The sequence below is a fragment of the Candidatus Nitrosarchaeum limnium BG20 genome, assembly GCF_000241145.1.
In the GTDB taxonomy this organism is placed as follows: domain Archaea; phylum Thermoproteota; class Nitrososphaeria; order Nitrososphaerales; family Nitrosopumilaceae; genus Nitrosarchaeum; species Nitrosarchaeum limnae.
Map to the genome: position 1 here is coordinate 1 of NZ_AHJG01000291.1, position 2,079 is coordinate 2,079.

The following is a 2,079-nucleotide window of genomic DNA, read 5'->3' on the forward strand; positions in this document are numbered from 1 at the left end:
CGAATCACATCAACTTGCAATAATTTTGGCACCATCAAGTAACATGTATTCTGGTATTGTATCATACTCTGCATCTGAACCAATTCAACTAGTTGCACTCAAAGGTCCAATAGGTCCTGATGATCATCCTGCAAAGACTTGGAGTGTAGATGGTACCACTGTTTACGAACTAATTTTTGTCGACCCTGCAAATTCTATGGGAAGTTGGGAGTTTTCTGGTAACGCACTTGCAATTCACACAAAGAATCCAACACCTTTCACTGTAACTTATTCTGTTAGTGCAACATCTGAGGCTAAGTCTCCAGAACCCGTGCCAGTTCCTGAAAAGCCAGTAATGGCAATGCCTGTAGCACCACAGACTGTAACTGTCTCCATTCCACAAGGCGTATCATCACCTGGCTGTGAAACTACATCCACATGTTACTCTCCTGATTCAATAGAAATTCAAGTTGATGATACTGTAATGTGGAGTAATGATGATACTGCAGCGCACACTGTAACTAGTGGTAAAGATGTTACCCCCGATGGAATCTTTGATTCTAGTTTGTTTATGTCTGGAAATACTTTTGAATACACTTTTGATAAAACAGGAACTTATCCTTACTTTTGTATGGTTCATCCCTGGATGACTGGCCAAGTAATAGTACATGAAAAATTTAATGAAATGATATCTAACGAGATTGCTGTTGGAGAACCAAATCCATCTGCACCCGTTGAACCAGAACCAACTAATGAGCCAGCACCTGAACCGATACCATCTCCTGAGCCAACACCAGCTCCAGTACCAGAACCAACAGAGAAACGAACTGGTCCATTAGAAATTACAATAGCAACTGGTTCATCAACACCAGGATGTGATAGTACCAATGAATGCTATCTTCCTTATCAAGCTGTAATTAATTCTGGAGAATCTATAATCTGGACAAACACTGACTCTGCAGCACACACTGTAACTAGTGGAAAAGATGCAACATCTGATGGTAATTTTGATTCAGGAATGATGATTCCAAAGAATACTTGGGAGCACATGTTTGACAAACCTGGTGAATATGATTACTTTTGTATGTTGCATCCTTGGATGACAGGCAAAGTTGTTGTAAACTAATCACACAAAAGTCTGAATTTCTTTTCCTGAAATATTTTGATTTTTATTTTAATGTACTTTTAATCAAAATTTCATTTGCCCAGTAAAATCCTGTATCTCCTGAAGGCAATATGTCATATGTGTATGTTCCAGTGTATGGAATAATTTCTATCTTCTTTATCTTTGCGCCATCCAGAATGTCTCCCGTTTGTAATTGTTCCAGAGTTTTTCCATTCACAGTTGGGTGATTTGGAGACCCATACAATTCTCTATTATCTACCAAAACAATGTGAACCATCTTGTGATCAGGCGAAACTAGAGTCTTTCCAGTTTTTAGAATTTCTACTGTTTGTTTATTTCCAGATGTATCCTGTGTGAAAACTCTCATGCCTTGATTCACATCTTTAATGTTTACGTTGCCATTAGGTGTGTCAATTACAGTGTCTTCTGAAAGACAAATTGGACATGGTCTATCATTATACTCTTTTTTTAGAAATGTTGCAGTGTTGTCATTAATTTTTAAAAGTGTCATCTCTACTGTACACCCGTTGCTTACCTTTTCTCCAATGTGCAATGTAATTGGAAATCCGCCCTCTCTTGCCACTGGATAATCCATAAAGTTCAATCCAGTTATGTGATCAGAAAATATCCCCTGGAGTAAAATAGATCCTTCTCTTTGTCCTATCTTCAAATCTATTGTATCGCTTTGCATGCTCCATCCTCGAATTAATAATACGGCAACACTTTGAGGTTTTACACAAGCAGGAGACTTGTCATTTGATTTTATTATTAATTGAAATCCTTCTTTGCATTGAATTTCATCTGCTAAAATTCCAGAATTAAACTGCTTTAGTGGTGATAGTATTGTATCTGATAATGCAATGTCTTGCGCATGAGCAGGTGATATGATTATTCCAAAAATTATCATGAAAATTAAAAGACATTTCAACATGTGATTAATGGAATGCATGCTCATAAAGTGTATGATTAAATCC

2 protein-coding genes are annotated in these 2,079 nt (G+C 37.2%); one reads left to right on the forward strand and one right to left on the reverse strand.

Annotated elements, in window-relative coordinates:
• On the forward strand, window positions 1-1,105 hold a 1,105-nt coding region (locus BG20_RS12230; protein ID WP_010195005.1), incomplete at its 5' end, for a cupredoxin domain-containing protein.
• 43 nt (window positions 1,106-1,148) lie between these two features.
• Here BG20_RS12230 and BG20_RS10505 read toward each other — a convergent pair.
• On the reverse strand, window positions 1,149-2,079 hold a 931-nt coding region (locus BG20_RS10505; protein ID WP_238527613.1), incomplete at its 5' end, for a Hint domain-containing protein.